Source organism: Curtobacterium sp. Leaf154, from assembly GCF_001424595.1.
Taxonomy (GTDB): Bacteria; Actinomycetota; Actinomycetes; order Actinomycetales; family Microbacteriaceae; genus Curtobacterium; species Curtobacterium poinsettiae.
Genome location: NZ_LMOS01000001.1, coordinates 592,353 through 617,278 on the forward strand (window position 1 = coordinate 592,353; position 24,926 = coordinate 617,278).

The window sequence follows — 24,926 nt, forward strand, 5'->3', positions numbered from 1 at the left end:
GCGGGTGCACCGGAGTGCACCCGCGCCGCGGTCCGTGGACGGTCGGAGGAGGTCAGTTCGAGATCGCTCCGAGGACGTCGATCACGTAGGCGTTCGCGGTCCCCTGCTGGTTGACGATCGCCAGGACCTGGTCACCGACGCGGTGCCCGACGATCGCGTTCCGGACGCCCTCGTCGACCTGGCCCTTGGTGAGCGGGACCGCCTGCGCGCCGGAACCGTCGGTCCAGCTGGAGCCGACGACGGACGGGTCGGCACCCCAGGTGACGGCGGTGTACTTGATGACCGCGGTGTCCTTCGCGGTGAGCTCGCGGCCGTCGCCCTTGCGGAGCAGGTGCGTCTCGTTCGACTTCGGGGCACTCCACGACGGGATCGTGATGCCGGGGGCACCGGACGGTGCGAGCACGACGGCGGGCATCTTGTCGCCGGCGAGCTGCGGGGTGCCGGTGGCTCGGGCGTCGAACGCCCGCTTGACGTCGATGACGGCGATCACGGCGTCCTCGGTCTTCTTGGACGAGTCGGTACCAGCGGCGCCGCCGGTGCTGCTCAGGGCGCTCTTCGGCAGGGCCACCGCCAGGCGGTCGCCGACGTGGGCGCACTGCAGCGAGTCGCCGAGGGCTCCGTAGTTGCTCGCGCCCGCGGTGATCGGCGCGGTCTGGCCCGAGTAGCCGCTCGTCTGGGCGACCTGGCCGGTGGAACCGTCGACCAGGGTGTACTCGACCAGGACGGGGGTGCCGTCGTCGATGGTGCGACCGGTGCCCTGCTTCAGCACGGACACCTGGGTGCCCTTGGTGGTGAGGCCCTTCGGCACGGTGACCTTCGGCTCCGAGCCGAACTTGCCGGTGGCGGTCACCGCTTCGGAAGCGGCACCGGGAGCGGCACAGCTCGCGGGCGTGGTGCCGGCACCGTTCGAGGCGCAGGCGGTGAGGGACACCGCGAGACCGATGGTGACCAGGAGTGCGGGGATGGTGCGCACGGACCCTCTTTCCGTTCGATGCAGGACGGGCACGCCGTCAGCCTACCGTTCGTCCTCGGCGGCCCCGGACGGAGCCCCAGCGGCATCCGACGGAACCCCGTCGGCCCCCGACGGAGCCACGGCGGCATCCGACGGAACCACCGCCGACGATGCCTCGGCCGCCGCGACCTTGCGCGCCTGCGCCGCCGACTGCCGGGCCACCTTGCGGAGCTTCTTGTCGCTCGTCGCCCGCTCGCCCACGGCTCCCGGGGTCCACGCCTCGATGTCCTCGTCCGAGAACTCGGCCTTGCCCGCTCGGCGCTTCAGGTTCGGCAGGACCGTGCCGTCGGCCAGGCGTCGTGCCGTGATCAGGAACCCGGTGTGCCCGACCATGCGGTGGTCCGGGCGGACGGCGAGCCCCTCGACGTGCCAGGTGCGCACCAGGGTCTCGCTCGGCATCGGGTCGGTGAAGCGTCCGGTGTCGCGCAGCGCCTCGGCCGTGCGGGACAGCTGCGTGACGGTCGCGACGTAGCAGACGATGAGTCCGCCGGGCACGAGGGCGTCGGCTGCAGCGTCCACGCACTCCCACGGCGCGAGCATGTCGAGCACGACGCGGTCGACGCTCTGCGGCTCGGTCGCGTCGGGCAGCGACTCGACCAGGTCACCGACGGTGACGGACCAGTTGTCCGGGACAGCACCCAGGAAGGTGCCGACGTTGCCCCTGGCGATCGCGGCGAACTCCTCGCGGCGCTCGAACGACTGCAGCTGCCCGGTCGGGCCGATCGCGCGGAGCAGGAACAGCGACAGCGCCCCCGAGCCGACACCGGCCTCGACCACGCGGGCCCCGGGGAAGACGTCCGCGAAGGCCACGATCTGCGCGGCGTCCTTCGGGTAGACGATCGCCGCACCACGCGGCATCGACATCACGTAGTCGTTGAGCAGCGGACGGAGCGCGAGGTACTCGTCGCCGGTGCTCGCCCGGATGACCGAGCCGTCGGGCTGGCCGATGACGTCGTCGTGCCGGAGCACCCCGCGGTGCGTGTGGTACTCACCGGCGGTCTCGAGGGACAGCGTCGTGAGCTTGCCCTTCGGACCGGTCAGCTGCACGCGGTCGCCGGCCCGGAACGGGCCGCGCGGCGGCGTGTGGGGTGCGCCGCCCGCGGTGTGCGGGAGGGCTGCGGTCGGGTCCGCGGTCGGACTGGAGGCGCTGCTCGCGTCCGCTGAGTCGCGTGCGTCGTCGGTTTGGCTCATCGGGTGACCCCTTCGGTGTCCGCAGCGTGCGCCGGGTCCGGCACCGCGCCTCCAGCCCGTGCGGCCAGTGCTGGCGTCGTCAACTCGACCAGACGGTCGACGTCGACGCCCGCCAGGGTGGTCAGGTGCACGTCGCCGCCGGCGATCTCGGAGAGCGGGACGATGTGCTCGACGGCGACCGTGACGGCGCCGGAGGCGACGGCCGACGCGACGCCGGTGGCGGAGTCCTCGATCGCGACGCACGCGGTGGGCTCGACGCCGAGCTGCGCGGCGGCGGACAGGTAGGCGTCGGGGAACGGCTTCGGGCGGTCGACGTCGTCTCCGGCCACGACGACGCGGAAGCCGCGCTCGCCCAGGGCCTCGGCGGCGACGAGCGCCATCTTGCGCCGGGACATCGTCACCAGGGCGGTGGGGATGCCGCGGGCGTGCAGCTCCTCGATGAGCTCACGGGCACCCGGACGCCACGGCAGCTCGCCGGAGCGCAGGTGCTCCATCACGTAGTCGGTCATCCACTGGATGATCTCCTCGACCTCCATGTCGACGCCCTTGGCCCGCAGGAGCTCGCCGGAGCGCTCGAGGCCGCTGCCCACCAGGGACAGGCCGTCCGCTTCCGTCCACTCGGCGCCGTACCGGGTCGTCAGGTCCACCTGGGACCGCTGCCAGATCGGCTCGGTGTCGATGATCGTGCCGTCCATGTCCCACAGCACGGCTGCGGGCGGGACGAGGGCAGGAGGATGCGCGGTCACGGGCGACGAGTCTACCGGGGCCGTTCCGCTGGGCGCGGACGCGCACGTCCGCCGGCACCCCCTGGGCCTACAGTGGATGCCTGAATCGTGTCCGGCCGGGGGCATCGCTCCCGCCCCGCTCCGCTCCACCACCAGGAGGTCCGCTCCGTGCCACAGCACTCCCCCTTCAGCGACGGCCGCTTGCTCGTCGTCGCCTTCGAGGGCTGGAACGACGCCGGCGAGGCCGCGAGCGGTCTGGCGCGTCGCATCGTCGAGTCGCTCGGCCTCGACGAACTCCGCGAGCTCGACGGCGAGCGGTACGTCGACTACCAGTTCAACCGGCCCACCGTCGGCACCGACGACGACGGCAACCGCGGCGTGCAGTGGCCCCGGATCGTGCTGCACGGCCCCGGAGCCGAAGGGCGTCCGGTCATCGGCGCCACCGGCTCCCCCACCGACCGCGACGTGTTCGTGCTGGTCGGCCCCGAGCCCTCGCGCACCTGGCGTGGCTTCTGCTCGGAGATCATCGACCTGGCGGACGTCTACTCCATCGACGCCGTCGTCTTCGTCGGTGCGATGCTCGCCGACGTCCCGCACACCCGGCCGATCTCGGTGTTCGTGTCGAGTGAGAACGCCGGCGTCCGCGCTGCCTTCGACGTCGACAAGTCCTCGTACGAGGGGCCGACCGGCATCCTCGGTGTCCTCGCCGACGCGATGGACAAGGCGGGGCTGACCACGCTCTCGCTCTGGGCGTCCGTGCCGCACTACGTGCACAACTCCCCCTCGCCGAAGGCCACGCTCTCGCTGCTCGACAAGATCGAGGAGCTCACGGACGTCACGGTGCCCCGCGGGTCGCTGCTCGACGACGCCACCGAGTGGGAGGAGGGCATCGACGCCCTCGCCGCCGACGACGAGGACATGGCGTCGTACATCGGGCAGCTCGAGCAGGCACGCGACACCGTCGACTCCCCCGAGGCCTCCGGCGACGCCATCGCGCAGGAGTTCGAGCAGTACCTCCGTCGCCGGGAGCGCAAGGACGGCAAGGACGGCGGCACCGCCGGTGGCGAGGGGCCCTGGCGACCCCAGCAGTAGCCGTCACCCACTGACGGACAGGAGGCACGGTGCCGGCTGGCACCGTGCCTCCTGTCCGTCGTGGGGTGTGCGGTCACGACACGCCGCTCGCGTCCGCCGGGTGGTCGCGAACTGTCGGCTGCGGCCCGCCTGGGGGACGGTTCCTGACCCCTCGGCGGCGCGCACGCGACGCGTCGCGACCACTCCGCGGACGGGAGGCACGGGGCTGACCCGCCACGAGCCTCCCGTCCGGCGGCCGCGAACGGTCACGACACACCACTCACCTCCGGCGACTGGTCGCGAACTGTCGGCTGCGGCCCGCCTCGGCGACGGTTCCTGACCCCTCGGCGGCGCGCACGCGACGCGTCGCGTCGCGACCACGCGCCGCAGGCCGACGGCCGGCCAGCCGACCGAGCTCAGGCCAGGCGGATGCCGAGCAGCGCGTCGATCAGGTCGACGAGCTCGGGAGTGCACGCCGTGCCGCCCGCGATCGCCGTGTCCACCGCTGCGACCGCCCCCGGCGTGTCGAGGTCGTCCGACACCCGCGCACGGATGCGCGTGGCGACGTCGGCCGCGTCGTCGGCGTGCCCGGCCGAGGCGCCGGAGGCCCAGGCGTCCCAGCCCGCGAGCCGCGTCTCGGCACTCGTCAGCTCGGTGGCGAACCACTCCCAGTCGTCGGAGTACTTGTGCGACAGCAGCGCCAGCCGGATCGCCCGGGGGTCGGCGCCGTCGTCGAGCAGGCCACGCACGGTGACCAGGTTGCCGAGCGACTTCGAGATCTTCGTGCCCTGGTAGGCGATCATCCCGGTGTGCACGAACGCGTTCGCGAGGGGCTGGTGGGCGAGCGCCGCAGCGTGCCCGGCGCTCATCTCGTGGTGCGGGAACACGAGGTCGCTCCCGCCGCCCTGCACGCTGATCGGCAGCCCGAGGCGGTCACCGGCGATGACACTGCACTCGATGTGCCAGCCGGGGCGTCCGGGGCCGATCTCGGTGTCCCAGGCCGGCTCGCCGTCCCGCGCGGCGCGCCACAGCAACGGGTCGAGCGGGTCGCGCTTGCCCGGACGGTCGGGGTCACCGCCGCGTTCGGCGGCGAGGGTCAGCATGGTCTCGCGGTCGAGGCCGCTCTCGTCGCCGAGGGTCCACGCGTCGGTGGGCCGGCTGACGTCGAAGTACAGGTCGTCGCCCTCGGCGTCGTCGGTCGGGACCTCGTACGCGTAGCCGGTCTCCTGCAGGAACGACACGGCCTCGGCGACCCGCTCGACCTCGTCGGTCACGGCCACGAAGTCGTCCGGCGGCAGGATCCGCAGCGACTCCATGTCGCGACGGAACAGGTCGACCTGGGACGCAGCGAGCTCGCGCCAGTCGACACCGTCGCGAGCGGCGCGCTCGAGCAGCGGGTCGTCGACGTCGGTGACGTTCTGCGCGTACTCGACGTCGAGTCCGGCGTCGCGCCAGGCGCGGCCGAGGGTGTCGAACGCCAGGTACGTCGCCGCGTGACCGAGGTGCGTGGCGTCGTACGGTGTGATGCCGCAGACGTACAGCGCGGCACGGTCCTCGTCGCGGGCGGGGTCCACCGGCTTGCCCGTGGCGGTGTCGTGGACGACCGGTCTGGGCGCGGCGCCGGGGACGTCGGGGACGGATGGGGCCTGCCAGGCCCTCACGGCTGGATCACTCCGAGCGACAACAACACGATGAGCACGATACCGAGTGCGATCCGGTAAACGACGAAGGGCATGAAGCTGCGCTTGCTGATGTAGTTCATGAACGCTGCGATCACGACGAACCCGACCACGAACGCGACGACCGTGGCGATGAGCGTGTCGGCGAGTCCGAACGGCGATCCGTGGTCACCGAGGCTCGTCGCGGCCTCGTAGAACCCGGACAGGAACACCGCCGGGATCGCCAACAGGAACGCGAAGCGCGCGGCCGCCGGACGGGTGTAGCCGAGGGCGAGGCCCATCGACACCGTCGCACCGGAACGGGACACCCCGGGCACCAGGGCGAGCATCTGCGCCAGGCCGATGAGCAGACCGCCGCGGAACGTCATCTGCTCGATCCGGCGCTCCTTGCGGCCGACCCGGTCGAGCACCCCGAGGACGACACCGAACACGATGAGGACGATCGCGACGATCCAGAGCGACCGGAACGTCGTCTCGATGGAGTCCTTGAGCAGGAGCCCGGCGACCCCGATCGGGATCGTTCCGAGGATCACCAGCCAGCCGACGCGGACGTCGGGGTCGCCCTTCGGCACGTCACGCTTGACCACCGACCGGAACCACCGCCCGATGATCCGGGTGATGTCCTTCCAGAAGTAGATGAGCACCGCGGTCTCGGTGCCGAGCTGCGTCACGGCGGTGAAGGCCGCACCCGGGTCCTTCGCGTCGGGCAGGAACAGCCCGACGATGCGCAGGTGCGCGCTGGAGGACACGGGCAGGAACTCGGTGAGCCCCTGGACGAAGCCGAGGAAGATCGCCTCGAGGATGTGCATCGCACGGGCCTTTCGGGGGGAGGTCGGTCAGGGCACCGCCACGACGGCGACCACGAACAATATCAGTACGTCGCGAGCAGGTCGCCCAGCACCCGCCGGCCGAACGCGAGCGAGTCGAGCGGCACCCGCTCGTCGACCCCGTGGAACATCGCCGGGAAGTCCACACCGGCGGGCAGCTGCAACGGCACGAACCCGTACCCGGCGATGCCGAGCGTCGAGAGCGCCTTGTTGTCGGTGCCGCCGGACAGCAGGTACGGCAGGACCGGGGCTCCCGGGTCGTGCCGCCCCAGGACATCGCGGACCGCGTCGACCAGGGGGCCGCCGAAGTCCTGCTCGAGGCCGATGTCGCGGAACGACATGACCACCTCGACCTCGGGTCCGGCGAGCTCCCGCACCCGTTCCAGCACGGACTCCTCATCGCCCGGCAGGCAACGGATGTCGACCAGCGCCTCGGCGGTGTCGGGGATGACGTTGTGCTTGTAGCCCGCGGTCAGCACGGTCGGGTTCGACGTGGTGTGCAGCGCGGCGTGGATGAACCGCGACGCCGACCCGGTGGCCAGCGCGACCTCGTCCGGACCGGTCACCGTCGGGTCGACGCCGAGGAACCGCGCCACCTCGGCGACCATCGCGTCCGTCGTCGCCGAGAGCCGGACCGGCCACTCCTCGCTGCCGATCCGCGCGACCGCCGCCGCGAGCTTCGTGACGGCGTTGTCGCGGATCACGTGCGAGCCGTGCGCCGCAGTGCCCCGCGCGACGAGCTTCACCCACATCAGCGCCTTCTCACCGGTCTGCAGCAGGTAGGCGCGACGGTCACCGAGCGTGATCGAGTACCCGCCGACCTCGCTGATCGCCGCCGACGCTCCCGCGAAGACCTCCGGATGCTGGTCGACCACGTGGTGCGAACCCAGGACTCCCCCGGCCTCTTCGTCGGCGAAGTACGCGATGACCAGGTCACGCTCGGGCGCACCGTGCTGCTCGATGACGTCGGCCAGCGACGTCAGCATCATCGCGTCCATGTTCTTCATGTCCACGGCACCGCGGCCCCACAGCGAACCGTCCTTGACGACGCCGCCGAACGGATCGACCGACCAGTTCGCCGGATCCGCCGGCACCACGTCGAGGTGCCCGTGCACCACGAGCGCCGGCTTGTCACGGTTCCGCCCGGGGACACGCGCAACCACGCTCACCCGGTCCGGCTCCGACTCGAACAACTGCGGCTCGAGACCCAGCGCTCGGAGCTTGTCCTCGACGTAGTGGGCCGCCTCGGCCTCGCCGCGCGACTTCCCCTCGCCCCAGTTCGTCGTGTCGATGCGGATGAGGTCGCGGGCGATCGCCGCGGTCGCCTCGAGCTCGGACACGGACTGGTGCTCGGACGGCTCCGGGTTCGTCATGGCTCCACGGTATCGGTCGACACCGACCCCGACCCCGGGACGGCACACCGAGGACTCGCCCGGGATGCGCTCCCGTGTTCATCGCGCGTTCAGACCCGTGCTAGTGTCTTCTCTCGGCAGGAACGCCGGGTTCAACCCGGGAAACAGACACCAGACACCCTGTCCGGGTGGCGGAATTGGTAGACGCGCTAGCTTGAGGTGCTAGTGCCCGTATTAGGGCGTAGGGGTTCAAGTCCCCTCTCGGACACAGGAAATGCGTGCCCCCTGACCTTTCGGTCGGGGGGCATTTTCTGTTGTGTCTTCCCGGCGAGTGCCGCCATCGCTGCGCTCAGGGCGTTCTCCGCGCACACCTCCCCAACCCGTGCGAGGTTCCGCGCTCCGTGCGGCGCTGCAAGCGCGCACCGAACACGCAACACCGCACCAGATCGTGAACACAGCACGGTGCGAACGCAGCACGTACGGACGGGAGGCGCGGTGCCAGCTGGCACCGCGCCTCCCGTCCGATCTGTGGGTACGTCTAGCTCTTCGACGCCTCGACGAAGTTGCGTCGCGGGTCGGTCTCCTTGATCAGGGAGGTCGCGTCGCGACCGGACACGGCGCCCGTGATCCAGCCGATGACGATGCGCGCCTTCCGGTTCAGGGTCGGCATCGCGTACACGTGGTAGGCGCGGTGCGCGAGCCATGCGAACAGGTTGGTCATCTTGATGCCCTTGATGTTCGCGGCACCCTTGCCCACACCGTACGACGCGACGGTGCCGATGGAGGGGTGGCGGTACTCCTCGAGCGGCTTGCCGGTGATGGTCGCGACGATGTTGTCGGCGGCGACCACGGCCTGACGGACGGCGTTCTGCGCGTTCGGCGGGTAGAACGCCGGCTGCTTGTCGGCGGTCAGGTCGGGCACCTGCGCGACGTCGCCCAGGCCCCAGACGCCCTCGACGACCTGGTGGGTGTCCTCGGCCTCGACCTGGAGCTTCGCGTTCGCGGCGAGGTGGCCCTTCGGCCCGCGCGGCAGGTCGGAGGCGTCGAGGAGCGGGTTCGGCTTGACGCCTGCGGTCCAGACGAGCAGTCCGGTGGCGAACTCGTCGCCGTCGGAGAACTTGACGACACCACCCTCGGCGCTCGGCATGGTGGTCTTCAGGCGGACGTCGATCCCGCGGGCACGGAGCGACTCGAGCGTCCACTTGGACAGCTCCGGGCCGACCTCGGGCGCGACGCGGTCGAGCGCGTCGATGAGCACCCAGCGGGGCTGCTCGCCGGCGAGCGACGGGTAGGTCTTGATGGCGGCCTGCGACACGTCGAACAGCTCACCGATCGCCTCGACGCCGGTGTAGCCACCGCCGACGAACACGCTGGTCAGCAGACGACGGCGCTCGTCCTCGTCACGCGTGGCAGCAGCCTTCGCGATGTTGTCGAGGAGCTTGGCGCGCACGTAGGCGGCCTCTTCCACGCTCTTGAAGCCGACGCCGTACTCCTCGAGTCCGGGGGTCGGGAACGTGCGGGTGACGGAGCCGAGGGCGACGACGAGCTGGTCGTAGCCGAGGGTGCGGTCGTCGCCGCCGGCGGTCGCGATCGACACGGTCTTGTCGGCCGAGGAGATCGCGGTGACCTTGCCCTGGATCACGCGGGTCTTGCGCAGCGCACGGCGCAGCTCGACGGTGACGTCCTTCGGCGCGATGTGGCCACCGGCGACCTCGGGCAGGAACGGCAGGTACGTGTAGTAGGTGTTCTGGTCCACCAGCGTGATCCGCATGGGCACCGTGGCCGCGTGCTTCTGGAGCTGCTTGACCGTGGCGTAGCCAGCGGAGCCGCCGCCGAGGACGAGGACGTGAGGGATCGAGTCTGCCATTCCTCCGGTCTACCGGACTTTGGCTTGGCGCGTCATGAGTTCCGCGGCCTGTCGCGGAGCCGCCACCACGCGGTCTCGGCGAGTTCGGGGCCCGTGAACACTCCGTGCGGGGTGCGGCGGGACTCGGTGAGCGAGAAGCGGCGCAGCCGGTAGCCGCCGCCGAAGCGGTCGATGATCGCCTCGGGCGACGCCTCGGGGTCGCGTTTGACGTACCAGGTGCGATCGTCGACCGGCTCGATCACGCCGCCGTCACCGACGTCCGCCGATGCGGGAGCGCAGGATGTCGATGCGCTTCTGGATCTGCTCGATGCTCGCCTGTGCCACGGCCGGGCCACCGCTGATGCGCCGGAGTTCGGCGTGGATCGATCCGTGCGGCTCGTTCGAGTGACGGGACCAGATCGACACGAGCCGGGCGAGCTCGGTCCGCTGTTCCTTGATCGTCATGTACATCGGGCGGTCGGGCTCGGGCGCCTTGGGCAGGCCGTCCTTGGCCGTCCGGCCCTTTGACCGCTTGGCCTGGGTCGCCTGCCGGGCGCGCAGGAGGTCGCGCACCTGGTCGGGTTCGAGGAGCCCCGGGATGCCGATGAAGTCGAGCTCCTCGAGGGAACCGACCTCGCCGCCGGTACCGAACTCGCCGCCGTCGTAGAGGACGCGGTCGAAGGACGCCTGCGAGTCGAGCGCCTCGAACGGCTGGACCTCGAGCAGGCTCTCGGACGCACGGTCTTCCTTGTTGGCCTCGGCGACCATGGCGTCTTCGGGGTTGTACATCCCGTCGTCGGCGTCCTTCGGGCGGTCGAGGGCGTGGTCGCGCTCGAGCTCGAGGGTGGCGGCGAGGGCCATCAGGCCGGGGACGCTCGGCAGGAAGACACTCGCGGTCTCACCACGACGACGGGCACGGACGAAGCGGCCGATGACCTGTGCGAAGAACAGCGGCGTGCTCGCGCTCGTGGCGTAGACGCCGACGCAGAGCCGTGGGACGTCGACGCCTTCGGAGACCATGCGGACGGCGACCATCCAGCGCGAGGTGTCCTCGGCGAAGGCGCTGATGCGGCTCGACCCCGCGGCTTCGTCGGACAGCACCACGGTCGGGCGCTCCCCCGTGATCTGCTGCAGGATCCGGGCGTAGGCGCGGGCCGTGGTGGTGTCCGTGGCGATGACCAGACCGCCGGCGTCGGGCACACCACGGCGGACCTCGGTCAGGCGCTTGTCGGCGGCGGAGAGCACGGCCGGCATCCACTCGCCCTCGGGCGACAGTGCGGTGCGCCAGGCCTGGGCCGTGATGTCCTTCGTGACCTGCTCACCCAACGAGGCCGACATCTCGTCGCCCATCCGGGTCTTCCAGCGCATCTGGCCGGCGTAGGCCATGAACAGCACCGGGCGGACGACGCCGTCCTTGAGTGCGCGGCCGTAGCCGTAGTTGTAGTCGGAGATCGAGGTGCGGATGCCCTGCTCGTCGGGGGCGTACTGCACGAACGGGATCGGTGCGGTGTCGGACCGGAACGGGGTCCCCGACAGCGAGAGCCGTCGGGTGGCACCGGAGAACGCTTCCCTGATGCCGTCGCCCCACGTCAGGGCGTCGCCGCCGTGGTGGACCTCGTCGAGGACGACCAGGGTGCGCCCGCCCTCGGTGATGCGCTTGTGCACTTCGGGGTTCATGCCGACCTGGGCGTAGGTGATCGCGACGCCCTGGTAGTGCCGGCCGAACATGCCGTCGCCGTTCTTGAACATCGGGTCGATCCGGATGCCCACGCGGTCGGCGGAGTCGGCCCACTGGCGCTTCAGGTGCTCGGTCGGTGCGACGACGACGATGCGGTCGACGGTGCCGCGGGCCAGGAGCTCGGTCGCCAGTCGGAGCGCGAAGGTGGTCTTGCCGGCACCCGGGGTCGCTGCCGTCAGGAAGTCGCGGGGTTCCTTCTCGAAGTACTTCGTGAGCGCTTCGATCTGCCAGGCACGGAGCTTCGATGCCGTGCCCCACGCGGCCCGGTCCGGGAACGCCGGCGACAGGTGCTGGACCGCCGAGTTGCCGGCCGCTTCGGCCAGGGCCGCGGCGTCGGCTTCGTCACGGGCGGCGTCACCGTCGGCCTGCGCCGTGTCGAGCGTCGGCGATGTGCCGCCGGCGCCGGACTGGTCGTCACCCGACTCCGCCCACAGCGTGGCGGGCTGCTGGTCTTCGTACTCCGCTGCGCTCACTGAACCCGATTCTACCGCCACCGTCAGTCCTGCCGAGCGTGCGGGACGCCCCCGTCAGGGGTCCGACGGACCAGGGATGCCGGTCGCAGGACGCCGGCGCCGAAGCGAGCGGCGACCGCGTCCACGGTGGTCTCGGTGTCACGCCACGGCGCGTCGTCGTCCCACAGGGCGTTGCTGGCAGCCGTGGGCACGAGGTTCTCGCCGCGCACGCCGATCAGCCGGATCTGGTTGCCGGGTCGGTGCAGCACGTCGTACAGCTCGACGGCTTCGCGGTGCAGGCGCTTCGCGACGTCGGTCGGTTCCGCCAGGGTGCGCGACCGGGTCAGCGTGGTGAAGTCGGTGTAGCGGACCTTGAGCGCCACCGTCCGGGCCTGCACGTCGGCCTGACGCAGGCGGACCGCGACCTTGTCGGCCAGGCGGAGGAGTTCGCGAGCGACGTCGTCGCGCTCGGTCAGGTCGCGGCCGAAGGTGACCTCGTGCCCGATCGACTTCTCGCCGACGCCGGTGTCGACCACGCGCGGGTCACGACCCCAGGACAGGTCGTGCAGCCGCTGCCCGCCAGCCGGGCCGAGGGCCGAGACGAGCGAGCCGAGCGGGGTGTTCGCCAGGTCGCCGACGGTGCGGATGCCCCGGCGTTCGAGCGTCTCCTGCGTCTTGCCGCCCACGCCCCAGAGCGCGGAGACCGGCTGCGGGTGCAGGAACGCCACGGTGTCCGCTCCGGGCACGACGAGGAGGCCGTCCGGCTTCGACCGGCTGGAGGCGAGCTTCGCCACGAACTTGGTCGATGCCGCACCGACCGAGCAGTGCAGCCCGGTCTCGGCGAAGACCGTGCGGCGGATCGCCTGGCCGATCTGCCACGGCGTGCCGTAGAGCCGGAGCGCGCCGGCGACGTCGAGGAACGCCTCGTCGATGCCGAGCCGCTCGACCCGCGGGGTGAACCGGTCGAAGATCGCCATCACGGCCGCGGACTTCGCCCGGTACTTCTCGAAATGCGGTTCGACGATCACGGCGTTCGGGCAGCGGCGTTTGGCGACGGCCATCGGCATGGCGGAGTTCACGCCGTACCGACGGGCTTCGTAGGTGGCCGCCGTGACGACGGAGCGGTCGGAGTCGTGGCCCACGATGACCGGCAGGCCCTGCAGGTCGGGGCGGTCGAGCAGTTCGACGGAGGCGAAGAAGGCGTCCATGTCGACGTGCAGCACGGTCGCCGAGACGTCGTCCACCGGTGCGTCGGAGACGAGGCGGTTCCGTCCGTCCTGCTTGCTCACACCGAGATGATGCCAGGCGCCACCGACATCGCCGTGCCGGGCGTGCCGACGGCCGCACGGTGCGAGGTTCGTCCCGTCGTGCGCGGTTGTTCGCCCGTCATCGCACCGTGCGCCCTTCGCAACTCGGTGCCGGGTTGGTTGCACGGTGCGACGCCACAAGGCAGCACCGAGCGGCCAACCTCGCACCTGCCGACGGACCCCGCACGGTGCGCCGCCACGCCATCGCCCGCGGCACCGCGCGCCCTTCGCAACTCGGTGCCGGGTTGGTCGCACGGTGCGGCGCCGCAAGGCAACACCGATCGGCCAACCTCGCACCTGCCGACGGACCCCGCACCGAGCGCCGCCACGCCAACCTCGCACCTGCCGACGGACCCCGCACCGAGCGCCGCCGCGCCAACCCCGCACCGGCCGACGGACCCCGCACCGTGCGCCGCTACGCCGCTACGCCGCTACGCCAACCTCGCACCGGAAGCGCCCCGGAGCGCAGCGCTCAGCCGAGCGGGCCGAGCACCGACGCGGCGATCGTCCGCGCCGCGGAGTCGCGCGACGACGGGTGGTACTGCCCCGCCCGGACGTCACGCGCCAGCCGCGCCAGCTCACTCGACGCCCGGAACGCCGAGCCGCCGACGACGCGCATGGCCTCGTCCACGACGTGCTGCGCCGTGTCCACGGCCCGCGCCTTCGTGCCGACGAGCAGCGGGAACCACCGGGCTCCGAGGTCGTCGACCTCGTCGACCGACCGCGCCAACGAGTCGACCTGCAGCGTGATCGCGTCGACCGCGCCGCGCAGGTCGGCGATCGCCCGGCGCACGTCGGGGTCCTCCGACCGCCGAGTACCGTCGGCCGCGGTCCGCCCCGCCACGGCGGTCGCCGCGAGCGCGATCGCCCGCTCGGCGATCCCGGCGTACACCGACGCGATGAGGAGCTCGAACGAGGCGAAGATCCCGAACACGAGTGGGTCCTGGTTCGGCCCGACCGGCAGTGACCGGACGATGCGGCCAGCCGGGACGTGCACGCCGTGCAGCTTCGTGGTGCGGCTCTGCGTCGCGCGCATCCCGAGCGTGTCCCAGTCGTCCAGGTGTTCGACGTCGCCGTCCGACCGCAGCACGAAGCCGTGCACGAGCCGGGGTTCCGCCCCCGAGGCGTCCTTGCCGAAGACGCTCATGACGTCCCACGCCGGAGCGAGGGAGGTGAACACCTTCGTGCCGGTGAACCGGTACCCGCCGTCGCCGTCCGGCTCCGCCGTCGTCGACGAGTCGAACAGCACGGCGTCGTTGCCGGGTTCGCTCACCCCGAAGGCGAGCAGCTGGTCGTCCGCCGCGTGGTCGGTGACGGCCTGGAGGAACGACTCACCTCGCGCACGGACGGCGCGCGCCGCCTGCACCCACACCTGGTGCATGCCGAGGCCGAGCGCCGTCGCCGGCGCGGCCTGGGCGAGGGCGCGCTGCACGCCGGCGGTGGCGCGCAGGCCGAGGCCCGCCCCGCCCTGCTCGACGGGGACACCGATCCGCAGGTAGCCGGCGGCGCGGAGCTCGTCGAGGTCCTCGGTGCAGAACGCGTTCGCGGCGTCGTACCCGGGGGCGCGCCCGGTGATGCGGTCGAGCAGTTCGTCGGGCACCGACCAGCCGACGGCGTCCGTGTTGGCCTTCGTCATGCCACGAGACTAGGGTCCGGGACGTGTCAGATCGTCATCCTTGGACCAGGTACGTCGCGATCGGTGACTCGTTCACCGAGGGGATCGGGGACCCCGACCCGACCGTCCCGGGCGGCAACCGCGGCTGGGCGGACCGCGTCGCCGAGGTGCTGGCACACCAGACGGACGACTTCGCGTACGCCAACCTCGCGATCCGCGGGCGGCTGCTCCAGCAGATCATCGACGAGCAGGCCGAGGCCGCCGTCGCCCTGCACCCGGACCTCATCACGGTGTCGGCCGGCGGCAACGACATCATCCGCCCGGGCTCGGACCCGGACGAGCTCGCCGAACGGGTGGACCGGCTCGTCGCCGACCTGCGCCGCGATGGAGCCACCGTCGTGCTGTTCACCGGCCCGGACGTCGGGATGACCCCGGTGCTCGGGATGGTCCGCGGCAAGACGGCGATCTACAACGAGAACCTGCACGCCATCGCCCTGAAGCACGGTGCCCTGGTGGCCAACATGTGGGCACTCCGCGTGCTCCGGGACCCGCGGATGTGGGCTCCGGACCGGCTGCACCACTCCCCGATGGGCCACTCCACGATCGCCGCCGCGGTGCTCGACACCCTCGGTGTGCCGCACGGACTCGAACCGTTCAACCCGGACCCGCTCGAGGCACGGCCGTGGCGCGAGGCCCGCGCCGAGGACCTCGGGTGGGCCAGGGAGTACCTGGTGCCGTGGGTGGTCCGCCGCATCAAGCACACCTCGTCCGGCGACGGGGTGACGGCGAAGCGGCCCGAGCTGCAGATCGTCACCGAGCACCCCTCCGACACCCCGTAGCCGACGACGCCCCTTCGAGTCCGCACTCCTCAGCAGCCGCGCCCCACCACCGTCATCGCGCCCCGGCTCACCAGGGCGCGATGACGCTACGGGGGCGCGAACGGCAGCGTGCGCGCCGCGAACGGGGTCGTGCGCACCCCGTGGTCGGCACCGGTCAGTCCGCGGGGCGACGGAGCGTCATCGGACCGTCGTGCAGCGGCTCGGTCCTCCACTTCGCCCCGACCGTGCCCGCGTCGAGGTCGACGCGCAGATGCAGCAGGTGCGGGGTCTCCAGGAAGCGGACCGCGACGAGCACGGTGCCCTCCGGCTCGGTCGCCGCACTCGCCGCGAGGGCGCCCTCGACGGCCCACCGTCCTTCGCCGAGCGGCACGGACTCCGACCGGCCGTCGTCGGTGATCGTCAGGCGGATCCCGTCTGCACCGCGCGCGAACGTGGCGGCATCGAGGATCCCGCCGGGACGCGACCGCAGCTCGACGTCGGCGAGGTGCTCCGGAAGGCGACCACCCTGCACCGGTGGCAGCCCGAGGGAGGCGAGCCGTGCCTCCAGTGCGGTGTCCGCATCCGTGTCGGTCGTGCCGTCGACGGCGGGCAGGAGGTGCTGCCAGGCCGCGTCGAGGACCGCCTGCATGTCGACGGTCTGACCGGTGATCGCGAGCACGACGTCCTGTTCCGGCAGGACGACGCAGAACTGACCGTAGGCGCCGTCGCCGCGGAAACCGTGGCGGGCCATCCAGAACTGGAAGCCGTACCCCTTCGACCAGTCCGGGTTGGCCTCGTCCGGGTTGGCGACCTGCCTGCTCGTGGCCTGTTCGACCCAGTCGGCGTCGAGGATCCGCTCGCCGTCCCAGACGCCGTCCTGCAGGTACAGCTGGCCGAGCTTCGCGACCGCGTCGGTCGTGGCGTAGCACCCGCTGAACCCGAACTCCGCGCCGGTGTCGTCGCGGCGCCACGCGAGGTCGTCGATGCTGAGCGGGTCGAGCAGGTGCGGGCGGAGCCAGGCCACGAGCGACCCGCCGGTCACGCGCCGGACGATGCTCGCGAGCGTGTACGTGCACGGCTGGTTGTACGCGAAGACCGAGCCGGGCTCCTCGTCCGGCGGGAGCAGCAGGAACCCGCGCACCGTGTTCGTCGAGTCGAGGGCCTCGGCCCGTTCGAGCGTCTCCTCGCGGTGCCCGCTGGCCATCGCGAGCAGGTGCCGCACCCGCATCCGGCGGCTGCGCTCATCGGTGACGTCGGCGTCGAGCTCCGGGAAGTACGACAGCACGGTCGCGTCGAGGTCGACCAGTCCCTGGCGCACGGCGATGCCGACGGCCGCTGCGGTGAAGCTCTTGCTCAGCGAGTAGAGCAGGTGCACGCGGTCGGCCGAGTACGGCTGCCACCACCCCTCGGCAGCGACCTGGCCGTGCCGGAGCAGCATGAAGCTGTGCGGCTCGACGCCGGGTGTCGACTCGAGGGCGTCGACGAACGCGAGGACTCCGCGGGCGTCGACGTCGAGGGCGGAGGGGGTGGTCCGGGGGAACGTCGTCATCGTCGTCACCCGACCGACTCTACGGTCGGGCACCGACGAGCGTCACGCCCCCTGGAACGGGTTCGTCCAACGCCACCAGACGCCGGGGTCGTCGATCGTCCGCGCGAGCGCGAGCGGCACCGTGACCGGGTCGTGGTCGGAGATGCGGAACCGGACCTGCCCGACCCGCTCGCCCTTCGTGCCGAAGGTCACCCGCTCGAGCGTCGCCTTCGCGGTGACCGTGGTCTTCCCCCACACGAGCACCTCGGCGGCCTTTGTCGTGACCGCGTCCGCCTCGTCCTGCCACGGGGTCGAGAAGGTGCCGAAGGTCTGCCCCTGGTGGGTGAGCGTCACCACCTGGAAGTTGTCCGCGACGGACCGCAGCAACCGCTGCACGTCGTTGTCGAGGGAGTCGTGGTCCACGCCGCCGAGCATCACGCCGACGACGGTGACCTGCCTGCCGCCGCGCTCGTACGTCGCCGCGAACAGCAGGCAGGCCCCGGCCTCGTCGAGCGTGCCGGTCTTGATCCCCTCGACGCCGTCGAGCCCGAGGAGCTTGTTCGAGTTCTCGATCGCGCCGACCGTCGGGATCGTGACGTCCTGCGTGCCGACGATGTCCTTGACGACCGGGTTCGCGAGCGCCAGCTGCCCGAGCTCGACCAGGTCGGTCGCGGTCGAGGTGTTGTCCGGGTCGAGGCCGGTCGGCTCGTGGATCGTCGTGTCGTCGAGGCCCTGCTCGTCGAGCCACTTCGCGGCCGCTCGCTCGTAGGCGTCGAGGGATCCGAAGGCCCAGATGGCGAGCGCGCCGGCGTAGTTGTTGGCCGACTTCATGAGCATCACCTGGAACGCCTGGTGCTCGGTGAGCTTCAGGCCGGCCGGCATCGGGGCGACCTCGCCGTTCTGCGCCGCGTACTTCGCGTACAGGCCCTCCATCTGCTTCGTGAAGCGGATGGCCGGGCCCGACTGTCCGGGCGCCATCGGCTTCTCGTCGAGCACCACGAGCGCCGTGACGACCTTCGTGATGCTCGCGATGGACCGGGGCTTCGTGTCGCCGCTGGTACGCAGGCTCTCGGGGAAGTCCGTCGCTTCGACCGCGGTCGCGCCGTAGCCCGGGAAGCTCAGTGCCGGGGCAGTCGTCCTCGGTGCCGAGTAGGTGGTGGTGCTGGCGCTCGCCGGACCGAACGGCACGACGGCCGCGGCGACGAGGTACCCGGCCACCAGGAGCAGCACGGCGACCACCGAGATCGTGACCGGCCTCCGGACGGCGGAGCGGGGGCGGCGGACGACTCGTGACACGGGACCCGAGCGTACCGGTCCGCTCCTAGGCCGAGGCTGCGACCGGCTGGTCGGGCTGCCGTTCCGGAGCAGGGGCCTGGGCGGCCGGGCTGGCGGGGTGCGCACCCACGGCCGGGTCGGCCACATCGGCCGCGCCGGTCGTCTCGGGCCGCGCGAAAGTCAGGCGACGGGACAGGTACGCGAACACCGGGCCGAGCGCGTTCATCAGCACGACCGAGACCCAGGCGGCCCAGGCGTTCCCCGGGTCGAAGCCGAACCCGCCGAAGCACGTCGCGAAGAACGAGGCGAACCCGAGGAACATCCCGGGGACGAGCCCGAACAGCTTCGTGCGACCGGTGTACATCAGCGCGCAGTTCACGACGAGGATGAGCAGCGCCAGCACGGTGTTCTGCGCCGCCTGCCCCTCGCCGAAGAGCGTGCCGAACCGCTGGTCGAGCAGGACGATGACCAGACCGAACGCCGACCCGATCGGCATCGCGGCCCAGAGCCGGGTGGCGTTCCGCAGCGTCGGCTTGCTGCCGAGCAGGAACATCCCCGCCCAGCTGATGAAGATCGCCCAGGTCGGCAGGTGCAGGGCGTTGCCCCCGATGAACGCCGTGGCACCGGCCAGGACGGAGGCGACGATCTCGTGCGGGATCCGTTCACGCATGGCTGAGTTCCTTCGATCGGTTCGTGGTGCGGCTGGTGGTGAGTCGGGTGGTCCTGGTGGTCTCGGCGACGACCCGGCCGCGCTTGACGACGAGGGCGCGGTCCGGCCGGTCGAGCAGCACGCCGTCCGGGTCCGTGGTGGAGAGCACGACGAGGTCGGCGGCGGCACCGGGCCGGATGCCGTGGGTGTCCGCGACGCCGACGACCTGCGCGGCACCGGTGGTGGCCATCGCGAGCACCCGTCGCAGGTCGTCCGGTCCGGACAGGTGCCCGGTCTGGGCCAGCAGGAGCCCGACGTCGAGCAGGTCGGCGTTCCCGAACGGGGTGAAGGCGTTCCGGACGTTGTTCGACGCGTACGCGCTCGTGACGCCGGCGTCCCAGAGCTCACGGACCGGCACGACCCCGCGGCGGACATCGTGGTCGTCGGACCGGCCGCCGAGGTGCAGGTCGGTCGCGGGCAGCGGCACGACGGCGACCCCGGCGGCGGCCAGGCGGTCGAACAGCACCCGGCGCTCGCCGCGGGGCAGGCTGGCGACCGAGGTCACGTGGCCGAGCGCCACCCGCCCCTGCAGCCCGCGGGCGGCCACACGGTCGGCGATGTGGCCGGCGAGCGCGTACCGCGGGTCGGAGGTGTCGTCGGCGAAGTCGGCGTGCAGGTCCGCCGGCACGCCGAACTCCTCGGCGAGGTCCAGGACGGTCTCGACGTGCTCGTGGCACGCGGCGAGGGTGCGCTCGTTGTAGGTGCAGCCGCCGATGACGTCTGCCCCTGCGGCGAGCGCCCGGCGGAGCAGGGCCAGCGTGCCCGGTGCCTTCGCGATGCCCTCCTGGGGAAGGCGACGATCTGCAGGTCGAGGGCGTCCCGGTACTCGTCGCGCAGGTCGAGCAGGACCTCGACGCCGGTGAGCCCGACGATCGGGTCGACGTCGGGGTGTGCGCGGACGAGGGTCGTGCCGTTCGTGATGGCCTGGTCGAGCAGGGTGCGGGCGCGGTCGCGGACGGTGGCGTGGGTGAAGCCGCGCTTGAGCTCGCCCGTGACGGCGATGGCTCCGGCGAGGGTGCCGTCGGGGTTCGGGCGTTCCCGGTCGAGCAGGGCCTTGTCGACGTGCAGGTGCGCTTCGATGAGTCCGGGGATGACGACGCGGCCGGCGCAGTCGACCACGCGGGCGGAACCAGCGGGAGCGGCGGCACCAGGGAGCGTGTCGGAGATGCTGGCGATCAGGCCGTCGGTGATCACGAGGTCGACGGAACGGCCGTCGGTCAGCCGTGCATTGGTGAGGACCAGGTCCACGTCGGACCTCTCTTCCGGTCGGTGCTGGCGGGGTGTGCTCCACCATTCGCCCACCGTGTTTCGGGTTCCGACGCCGGATGTGACGGCCGTGTAAAAGTTGGTCGTACCAATGAACCAAGCAGACCAACGGGCCCTACGGTCGATGGCATGCACCGTGGACGGACCCTGAGTGCGGCGACCGCCGCCCACCTCGGCACGCTCGTGCTCGACGACCTGCAGCCCGGCGACAAGCTGCCGCCGGAACGCACCCTCGCCGAGGACCTCGCCGTGTCCCGCACGACGATCCGCGAGGCGTTGCAGGAGCTGGAGCGCCGTCGCCTGGTCTCCCGGACCCCTGGTCGTGGCACCGTCGTGCTGCCGAGGCCGGAGGAGGCGTCGGCCCTGCTCGACCACCACCGCGACGACCTGGACCACCGGGCCGAGCACGTCGCCGAGTTCCGGACGGTCGTGGAGCCGCAGGTCGCGGGACTCGCGGCGGCGCGGGCGGGTGCGGCCGACCTGCTCACCCTGGAACGCATCCTCGCCGCCACGCACGCGGGCCTCAGCCCGGAGGAGTCGCTCGCGCAGGACGTCGCCTTCCACGTGCAGGTCGCCCGTACCTCGGGCAACCCCCTGCTCGTGTCCCTGTGCGAGCTCAGCAGCGGATGGGTGCAGGACGTCCGCGCCCGGTCGCACAGCACCAGCGAGGGGCGGCGGTCGTCGTTCGAGTGGCACGAGCGGATCCTCGAGCGGATCCGGCAGCACGACGTCGACGGCGCGGCCCGGGCGATGGCCGACCACCTCGCCGACGTGGCCCACCTGGTCGAACGGAGGACGGACCGATGACCACCGCACACCACACCAGCGCACACCGCACCACCGCACACCAGAACACCGCCCCCGCGGTCCCGACCCTGCAGCCCGGCGCCGGGCCCGTCCGCGGCGACCACTCCCTGCACGTCGACCCGGAGACCGTCCTGTGGGGTCGGCTGCCGAGCGACGGTGACGTCCCCGCCCTGACGATCGGTGCCGGGGAGTCCGTCACCATCGACACCGTCAGCCACGAGGGGATCCTGCCCGACCAGGGCAGCGACCCCGTCGCCTGGTTCGGCGACCACGGTGTCGCCCCGGAGCACGTCCTCGCCGACGCCGTCGCGATCGCCCGCTCCGGACACCGCGACCCCACGGCGGACGGCCCCCACGTGGTGTCCGGTCCGATCGCGGTGCGCGGCGCCCGCCCCGGTGACGTCCTGACCATGACGGTGCTCGAGACCCTGCCCCGGGTGCACTACGGCGTGGTCTCGAACCGGCACGGCCGCGGTGCCCTGCACGGCGAGTTCCCGGTCGACGGCACGACGGTGAGCGTCTTCGCCGACGTCGTCGACACCGCCCAGGGTCGACGGGGCCGCATCCCGCTCACCGCCGCGGGCGACCGCTTCGCGCACTTCCCCCTGGCACCGTTCCTCGGGATCATGGGCGTCGCGACCCCCGGCGAGCGGCTGCACTCCGTCCCGCCCGGTCGTCACGGCGGCAACATCGACGTCAACCTGCTGCAGGTCGGTTCGCAGCTGCACCTGCCGGTACTCGTTCCCGGTGCGCTGGCCCACGTCGGCGACCCGCACTTCGCCCAGGGCGACGGCGAGGTGGCGCTCACCGCGATGGAGGCCTCGCTCCGCGCCACCATCCGCTTCGACCTGACCCCGGCAGCCGAGGCCGCCGCCCGCTTCGGCGACCTGGTCTGGCCCGTCGCCGAGACGCAGGAGTTCCTGGTGCCCACCGGCATGGACCCCGACCTCGACGAGGCCGTCCGGCAGTGCGTCCGGCACGCCGTCGCGATCCTCGGCGCGCGCTGGGGCATGGAACGCCACCTGGCGTACGCGTACCTGTCCGCCGCGACCGACTTCAACATCTCGCAGGTGGTGGACCTGGTCACCGGGGTCCACGCCCGCATCCGCAAGGCCGACTTCGAGGAGCCCGTCCGATGACCACGCCCGGAACGTCGACCAAGCCGCACACCCCGGCCACGCCGGACGCGCCCGAGGCCCCGGCCGGCCTGCTCGCAGCCATCCACGCCTACGAGACCGCACTGCTGGCGAACGACCTCGACGCCCTCGACGCCGCCTTCGTCGACTCCCCCGGCACGATGCGCGGCGACGACCGCGGCCTGCTCGTCGGGTACGACGCGATCAGCGCGTTCCGCGGGGCACGGGGTGGGGTCGCGACCCGGTCGCTGACGCACGTCGAGGTCCGCCCCCTGACCGAGGACCGCGCCCTCGTCGTGTCGGTGTCCCGGTTCGCCGCAGGTGGGCAGGGCCTCCAGACCCAGCTCTGGCGCCGCGACGGCGAAGGCGACACCGACACCGGCGCCGGACCCCGCTGGCGCATCGAAGCGGCCCACGTCACCGGCCGCCCGAAAGCCGTCGACACCACCGTCTGGCGGGCCGTCGGCGACCCGCTCGTCGCACCCACCGCCGTGGGGCCGCTCGACGGCCTGACCATCGCCGTCAAGGACCTCTACGCCGTGCCCGACCAGCCGGTCGGCGCGGGGAACCCGACGTACCTGCACGAGGCACCGGTCGAGACGACGGCCGCCCCCGCGGTCGCCGCGCTCCTCGCCGCCGGCGCGTCGATCCGCGGGATCGCACGCACCGACGAGTTCGCCTACAACCTGACCGGCCGGAACGCGCACCACGGCACACCGCCGAACAGCGCGGCCCCCACCCGACTGCCGGGAGGCTCGTCCAGCGGATCCGCATCGGCCGTCGGCCTCGGGATGGTCGAGATCGGGATCGGCACGGACACCGCGGGCTCGGTGCGGGTCCCCGCCTCGTACCAGGGACTCTGGGGCCTCCGGGCGACCCACGGCACGGTGTCCCGCGACGGGCTGCTCCCCCTGGCGCCGTCGTTCGACACCGTCGGGTGGCTCACCCGCAGCCCCGAGGTGCTGCTCGCCGCCCTCGACGCCACCGTCCCGCCGATGCCCGGGCCGGACGAGGCGGTCGACGCGACGGTGCTCGTCGTCCCCGAGGAACTCGTCGCGCTCGTCGAACCGGACACCGCCCGGGCCTTCACGGCCTTCGTCGAGACCCTCGACGAACCCGTCGCCACCGTCCGACTGCGCGACCTCGGCATCCCGGAGCCCCGAGCCCTGCAGGAGCAGCTGCGGCTCGTCCAGGCCGCCGAGGCCCTGGCAGCACACGGCCCCTGGATCGACGCGCACCCCGGAGCGCTGAGCGCCGTGGTCGGTGACCGGTTCCGCGCGGCCGGGGCGAACGACCCCGACGCGACCGCCGACGCCGTCACCGCCCTGGACGCCGTGCGCACGACGATCCGCGGTGCCCTCGCCGGTCGGACCCTGCTGTTCCCGACCGTCCCCGGGCCCGCACCGCTGCTGGGCGCGGACGCCCGAGCGCTCGAGCGCACCCGGACCGCCACCACGGCGATGACCGCGCTCGCGAGCGTCGGCGGGCTCCCCGCGGTGAGCGCACCGGCGATGACCGTGGCCGGCGCGCCCGTCGGCGTCTGTCTGGTCGGCGGACCGGACACCGACCGTGCCCTCGTGACCCGTGCCGGGCGCATGCTGTCGGACCAGCCCGCCCCGGGCCTCCCGACCGTCTCGGTGGTGCGCTAGGAGGCGAGCCGCCGGGCGTGGGTGACCGCCCACAGACCGACGGCGCTCGCCGCGGCCACGTTGAGCGAGTCGACGCCGTGTGCCATCGGGATGCGGACGGTCGTGTCAGCCGACGCGATCGCGGCCGGCGTCAGTCCCTGCCCCTCGGTCCCCATCACGAGCGCGACCCTGTCGGGCAGGTCCGCCACGAAGGCGTCGAGGTCGACGGACTCGTCCGTCAGTGCCATCGCGGCCAGGTGGAAGCCCTGTGCGCGGAGTTCCTCACCCGCCGCGGGCCAGTCGCCGATGCGGGTCCACGGCACCTGCAGGACGGTGCCCATGCTCACCCGGACGCTCCGGCGGTACAGCGGGTCGGCGCAGCGCGGGCTGACGAGCACCGCGTCGGCGCCGAGACCGGCGACGCTGCGGAACACGGCACCGACGTTCGTGTGGTCAACGATGTCCTCGAGCACGACGACGACCTTCGCGTCCCGCACCACGTCGGCGACGCTCGGCAGCTCGGGACGCTGCATCGCAGCGATCGCACCGCGGTGCATGCGGAAACCGGTGAGCTCCTCGAGCAGGGCGTCCGCACCGACGAAGACAGGACCGTCGTGCTCCGCGACCAGCGGCAGGACGGTGTCGAGCCACTTCTCCTGCACCAGGATGCTGCGCGGCACGTGACCGGCGCGGACCGCCCGCTCGATGACCGTGTTCGACTCGGCGATGTACAGGCCGCCCTCGGGCTCCGAGACCCGACGGAGCGCCACGTCGGTGAGCCGGGCGAAGTCGTCGAGGCGGGGATCGTCGAGGGAGTCGATGCGGACGGGGTGCACGGGGCTCGTTTCGGTGTGGTGCGGCGATGGCGTCCCCGGTGCTCCGCTCGGGAAGTGACCGGGACGGTCGGGTGTTGAGGGTACCGTGAACAGGGTGCTGGATGATGC

General features: G+C 72.2%; 22 protein-coding genes and 1 tRNA gene. 6 read left to right on the plus strand and 17 right to left on the minus strand.

Annotated features, from left to right (window positions below):
* Window positions 1–52: 52 nt before the first annotated feature.
* From ASF75_RS02790 to ASF75_RS02800, 3 genes are read right to left on the minus strand one after another with little or no spacing between them, the layout of a single operon-like run.
* The gene (locus ASF75_RS02790) at window positions 53–973 is read right to left on the minus strand and encodes an FKBP-type peptidyl-prolyl cis-trans isomerase (protein WP_052481627.1); all 921 of its coding nucleotides are present in this window, start codon (window positions 971–973) and stop codon (window positions 53–55) included.
* A 42-nt stretch (window positions 974–1,015) separates the two neighbouring features.
* The gene (locus ASF75_RS02795; RefSeq protein WP_056068684.1) at window positions 1,016–2,203 is read right to left on the minus strand and encodes a tRNA (adenine-N1)-methyltransferase; all 1,188 of its coding nucleotides are present in this window, start codon (window positions 2,201–2,203) and stop codon (window positions 1,016–1,018) included.
* Entirely contained in the window at window positions 2,200–2,949 is a 750-nt protein-coding gene (locus ASF75_RS02800) for an HAD family hydrolase (protein ID WP_235517493.1), read from the minus strand. The genes ASF75_RS02795 and ASF75_RS02800 overlap by 4 nt, the downstream gene beginning before the upstream one ends.
* A 147-nt stretch (window positions 2,950–3,096) precedes the next feature.
* Between ASF75_RS02800 and ASF75_RS02805 the strand changes: the two genes are divergently transcribed.
* The gene (locus tag ASF75_RS02805; RefSeq protein WP_017887306.1) at window positions 3,097–4,020 is read left to right on the plus strand and encodes a proteasome assembly chaperone family protein; all 924 of its coding nucleotides are present in this window, start codon (window positions 3,097–3,099) and stop codon (window positions 4,018–4,020) included.
* Window positions 4,021–4,415: 395 nt separating this feature from the next.
* Here the strand turns inward: ASF75_RS02805 and mshC are convergent, their stop codons facing one another.
* The 3 genes from mshC to ASF75_RS02820 form a co-directional block, all read right to left on the minus strand.
* Complete coding sequence (mshC, locus tag ASF75_RS02810; protein WP_056068689.1) at window positions 4,416–5,660, minus strand: cysteine--1-D-myo-inosityl 2-amino-2-deoxy-alpha-D-glucopyranoside ligase; 1,245 nt, start codon at window positions 5,658–5,660, stop codon at window positions 4,416–4,418.
* Window positions 5,657–6,487, minus strand: coding sequence for an undecaprenyl-diphosphate phosphatase (locus ASF75_RS02815; protein WP_017887304.1), 831 nt, complete (start codon window positions 6,485–6,487; stop codon window positions 5,657–5,659). The genes mshC and ASF75_RS02815 overlap by 4 nt, the downstream gene beginning before the upstream one ends.
* A 62-nt stretch (window positions 6,488–6,549) precedes the next feature.
* Entirely contained in the window at window positions 6,550–7,878 is a 1,329-nt protein-coding gene (locus ASF75_RS02820; RefSeq protein WP_056068690.1) for a M20/M25/M40 family metallo-hydrolase, read from the minus strand.
* Window positions 7,879–8,039: 161 nt separating this feature from the next.
* Here ASF75_RS02820 and ASF75_RS02825 point away from each other — a divergent pair.
* A tRNA-Leu gene (locus tag ASF75_RS02825) sits at window positions 8,040–8,125 on the plus strand.
* A 270-nt stretch (window positions 8,126–8,395) separates the two neighbouring features.
* On the opposite strand, the gene ASF75_RS02830 is transcribed toward ASF75_RS02825, so the two are convergent.
* The 5 genes from ASF75_RS02830 to ASF75_RS02850 form a co-directional block, all read right to left on the minus strand.
* Complete coding sequence (locus ASF75_RS02830; RefSeq protein ID WP_017887302.1) at window positions 8,396–9,724, minus strand: NAD(P)/FAD-dependent oxidoreductase; 1,329 nt, start codon at window positions 9,722–9,724, stop codon at window positions 8,396–8,398.
* A gap of 32 nt (window positions 9,725–9,756) precedes the next feature.
* Window positions 9,757–9,966 (minus strand): hypothetical protein, encoded by a 210-nt coding sequence (locus tag ASF75_RS02835; RefSeq protein WP_017887301.1) that lies wholly within the window; start codon window positions 9,964–9,966, stop codon window positions 9,757–9,759.
* Between the two features lie 7 nt (window positions 9,967–9,973).
* Window positions 9,974–11,764 (minus strand): DEAD/DEAH box helicase, encoded by a 1,791-nt coding sequence (locus tag ASF75_RS02840; protein ID WP_042540322.1) that lies wholly within the window; start codon window positions 11,762–11,764, stop codon window positions 9,974–9,976.
* 173 nt (window positions 11,765–11,937) lie between these two features.
* Window positions 11,938–13,182, minus strand: a complete 1,245-nt coding sequence (dinB, locus tag ASF75_RS02845) for a DNA polymerase IV (protein WP_042540316.1) — start codon at window positions 13,180–13,182, stop codon at window positions 11,938–11,940.
* Window positions 13,183–13,672: 490 nt separating this feature from the next.
* Window positions 13,673–14,836: an acyl-CoA dehydrogenase family protein gene (locus tag ASF75_RS02850; protein WP_056068692.1), complete on the minus strand. Its 1,164-nt coding sequence runs from the start codon at window positions 14,834–14,836 to the stop codon at window positions 13,673–13,675.
* Window positions 14,837–14,859: 23 nt separating this feature from the next.
* On the opposite strand from ASF75_RS02850, the gene ASF75_RS02855 reads away from it, so the two are divergent.
* Entirely contained in the window at window positions 14,860–15,654 is a 795-nt protein-coding gene (locus ASF75_RS02855) for an SGNH/GDSL hydrolase family protein (protein ID WP_056068694.1), read from the plus strand.
* Window positions 15,655–15,808: 154 nt separating this feature from the next.
* On the opposite strand, the gene ASF75_RS02860 is transcribed toward ASF75_RS02855, so the two are convergent.
* Genes ASF75_RS02860 through ASF75_RS18085 form a run of 5 tightly spaced genes read right to left on the minus strand, consistent with a single transcriptional unit; the run spans window position 15,809 to window position 20,393 of the window.
* A complete protein-coding gene (locus tag ASF75_RS02860; protein WP_056069100.1) occupies window positions 15,809–17,182 on the minus strand; it encodes a serine hydrolase domain-containing protein in 1,374 nt (457 codons plus the stop codon).
* 42 nt (window positions 17,183–17,224) lie between these two features.
* Window positions 17,225–18,457, minus strand: a complete 1,233-nt coding sequence (locus ASF75_RS02865; protein WP_162243000.1) for a D-alanyl-D-alanine carboxypeptidase family protein — start codon at window positions 18,455–18,457, stop codon at window positions 17,225–17,227.
* A gap of 25 nt (window positions 18,458–18,482) precedes the next feature.
* Window positions 18,483–19,106: a DUF1097 domain-containing protein gene (locus ASF75_RS02870; protein ID WP_056068696.1), complete on the minus strand. Its 624-nt coding sequence runs from the start codon at window positions 19,104–19,106 to the stop codon at window positions 18,483–18,485.
* On the minus strand, window positions 19,099–19,761 hold the full coding sequence (locus ASF75_RS18080) for an amidohydrolase family protein (RefSeq protein ID WP_235517515.1): 663 nt from the start codon (window positions 19,759–19,761) through the stop codon (window positions 19,099–19,101). The genes ASF75_RS02870 and ASF75_RS18080 overlap by 8 nt, the downstream gene beginning before the upstream one ends.
* Window positions 19,647–20,393 carry an amidohydrolase family protein gene (locus tag ASF75_RS18085; RefSeq protein ID WP_235517495.1) on the minus strand — a complete coding sequence of 249 codons (747 nt, stop codon included), beginning with the start codon at window positions 20,391–20,393 and terminating at the stop codon, window positions 19,647–19,649. Before ASF75_RS18085 ends, ASF75_RS18080 begins: the two co-directional genes overlap by 115 nt.
* Before the next feature lie 147 nt (window positions 20,394–20,540).
* On the opposite strand from ASF75_RS18085, the gene ASF75_RS02880 reads away from it, so the two are divergent.
* Genes ASF75_RS02880 through ASF75_RS02890 form a run of 3 tightly spaced genes read left to right on the plus strand, consistent with a single transcriptional unit; the run spans window position 20,541 to window position 24,003 of the window.
* Entirely contained in the window at window positions 20,541–21,218 is a 678-nt protein-coding gene (locus tag ASF75_RS02880) for a FadR/GntR family transcriptional regulator (RefSeq protein WP_042540895.1), read from the plus strand.
* Window positions 21,215–22,357 (plus strand): acetamidase/formamidase family protein, encoded by a 1,143-nt coding sequence (locus tag ASF75_RS02885; protein WP_200942665.1) that lies wholly within the window; start codon window positions 21,215–21,217, stop codon window positions 22,355–22,357. Before ASF75_RS02880 ends, ASF75_RS02885 begins: the two co-directional genes overlap by 4 nt.
* Window positions 22,354–24,003 (plus strand): AtzH-like domain-containing protein, encoded by a 1,650-nt coding sequence (locus ASF75_RS02890; RefSeq protein WP_056068697.1) that lies wholly within the window; start codon window positions 22,354–22,356, stop codon window positions 24,001–24,003. The genes ASF75_RS02885 and ASF75_RS02890 overlap by 4 nt, the downstream gene beginning before the upstream one ends.
* On the opposite strand, the gene ASF75_RS02895 is transcribed toward ASF75_RS02890, so the two are convergent.
* Window positions 24,000–24,818: a TrmH family RNA methyltransferase gene (locus ASF75_RS02895; protein WP_017887288.1), complete on the minus strand. Its 819-nt coding sequence runs from the start codon at window positions 24,816–24,818 to the stop codon at window positions 24,000–24,002. The two genes, ASF75_RS02890 and ASF75_RS02895, sit on opposite strands and share 4 nt — an antisense overlap.
* Window positions 24,819–24,926 lie beyond the last annotated feature (108 nt).

Bases quoted from the DNA above. Each gene is read 5' to 3' on its own strand.
- ASF75_RS02795 (WP_056068684.1), bottom strand. From the start codon at position 2,203: ATGAGCCAAACCGACGACGCACGCGACTCAGCGGACGCGAGCAGCGCC.
- ASF75_RS02815 (WP_017887304.1), bottom strand. From the start codon at position 6,487: ATGCACATCCTCGAGGCGATCTTCCTCGGCTTCGTCCAGGGGCTCACC.
- ASF75_RS02820 (WP_056068690.1), bottom strand. From the start codon at position 7,878: ATGACGAACCCGGAGCCGTCCGAGCACCAGTCCGTGTCCGAGCTCGAG.
- ASF75_RS02830 (WP_017887302.1), bottom strand. From the start codon at position 9,724: ATGGCAGACTCGATCCCTCACGTCCTCGTCCTCGGCGGCGGCTCCGCT.
- ASF75_RS02850 (WP_056068692.1), bottom strand. From the start codon at position 14,836: ATGACGAAGGCCAACACGGACGCCGTCGGCTGGTCGGTGCCCGACGAA.
- ASF75_RS02860 (WP_056069100.1), bottom strand. From the start codon at position 17,182: ATGACGACGTTCCCCCGGACCACCCCCTCCGCCCTCGACGTCGACGCC.
- ASF75_RS02870 (WP_056068696.1), bottom strand. From the start codon at position 19,106: ATGCGTGAACGGATCCCGCACGAGATCGTCGCCTCCGTCCTGGCCGGT.
- ASF75_RS02880 (WP_042540895.1), top strand. From the start codon at position 20,541: ATGCACCGTGGACGGACCCTGAGTGCGGCGACCGCCGCCCACCTCGGC.
- ASF75_RS02885 (WP_200942665.1), top strand. From the start codon at position 21,215: ATGACCACCGCACACCACACCAGCGCACACCGCACCACCGCACACCAG.
- ASF75_RS02890 (WP_056068697.1), top strand. From the start codon at position 22,354: ATGACCACGCCCGGAACGTCGACCAAGCCGCACACCCCGGCCACGCCG.